This window comes from Pseudoduganella guangdongensis, assembly GCF_009857475.1.
Classification (GTDB): domain Bacteria; phylum Pseudomonadota; class Gammaproteobacteria; order Burkholderiales; family Burkholderiaceae_D; genus Rugamonas; species Rugamonas guangdongensis.
In genome coordinates this window covers 1-402 of sequence record NZ_WWCJ01000058.1, presented here as the reverse complement: position 1 = coordinate 402, position 402 = coordinate 1, and the positions used below count along the sequence as shown (strand labels likewise).

Genomic DNA, 402 nt, shown 5'->3' with positions numbered 1-402 from the left:
AGATGGACGGCGCGATCCTGGTTTGCTCCGCAGCTGACGGCCCAATGCCACAGACCCGCGAGCACATCCTGCTGGCCCGCCAAGTTGGCGTTCCTTACATCATCGTGTTCCTGAACAAGTGCGACCTGGTGGACGACGCAGAACTGCTGGAACTGGTCGAAATGGAAGTGCGCGAGCTGCTGTCCAAGTACGAGTTCCCAGGCGACGACCTGCCAATCATCAAAGGTTCGGCACGTATGGCACTGGAAGGCCAGCCTGGCGAAATGGGCGAAGCTTGCATCGAGCGCCTGGCTGAAGCCCTGGACACCTACATCCCAACCCCAGAGCGTGCTGTTGACGGCGCGTTCCTGATGCCAGTGGAAGACGTGTTCTCGATCTCCGGCCGCGGTACCGTGGTGACCG

The 402-nt window shown here is 60.9% G+C and carries 1 protein-coding gene; it reads left to right on the top strand.

Annotated elements, in window-relative coordinates; genetic code table 11:
* The coding region (locus tag GTP41_RS26810; RefSeq protein ID WP_229503107.1) for a GTP-binding protein at nucleotides 1–402 on the top strand (402 nt) is incomplete at both ends.